The 721-nt window shown below is 59.2% G+C and carries 1 protein-coding gene; it reads left to right on the top strand.

All coding sequences use genetic code 11. From position 1 onward, the window contains the following. Positions 1 to 643 (top strand): IS6 family transposase (locus RAE09_RS11855; RefSeq protein ID WP_316981774.1); only part of this gene is annotated, 643 nt, incomplete at its 5' end. Positions 644 to 721 lie beyond the last annotated feature (78 nt).

The raw sequence follows: 721 nt of genomic DNA, 5'->3' as shown, positions 1-721 counted from the left end.
CTACGGCGTGAGCTACCGCGACCTCGAAGAAATGATGACCGAGCGGGGTGTGCCAGTCGATCACACCACGATCTACCGCTGGGTGCAGAAATACGCCCCTGAGCTGGATAAGCACACTCGCTGGTACCGGCAGGTACCCGACTGGCAGGCTCGGTCCTGGCGGGTGGATGAGACCTATATCCGGGTCGGCGGCACGTGGTGCTATCTCTACCGGGCTATTACCGCCGGTGGGCAGACCTTAGACTTCTACCTCTCACCAAAACGGAATGTGGCTGCGGCCAAGCGTTTCCTGGCCAAGACGCTGCGATCGAATACGACAGCCGGGTCCCCGCGGGTCATCAACACCGACAAGGCACCAGCTCTGGCCAAGGCAATATCCGAGCTGAAGGCGGAGGGAATCTGCCCTCAGACGGTGGAGCACCGGCAGGTGAAATACCTGAACAACGTTCTCGAGGGAGATCATGGCCGACTTAAAAGAATCCTGGGACCGAAGGGGGCGTTCAAAAACCGAATTTCCGCCTACCGGACGTTGAAAGGGATGGAAGCGATGCATTCATTACGGAAAGGTCAGGGCACGATGTTTGCTTATGGGCACCCCAATCCGGACGCGGTGATCGTCAACCGGGTCTTCGAGACGGCCTGAGAACGCCGGCACGCAGCGGCCATCAGGAAATGAGAAACTGGGTCGTCTCGGCTCTCCGCCCAACTTTGCAACAGCACC

The sequence above is a fragment of the Corynebacterium tuberculostearicum genome, from assembly GCF_032821615.1.
In the GTDB taxonomy this organism is placed as follows: Bacteria; Actinomycetota; Actinomycetes; order Mycobacteriales; family Mycobacteriaceae; genus Corynebacterium; species Corynebacterium tuberculostearicum_H.
Note: the sequence above shows the minus strand (reverse complement) of the source record. Positions and strands in the feature narration are given on the sequence as shown.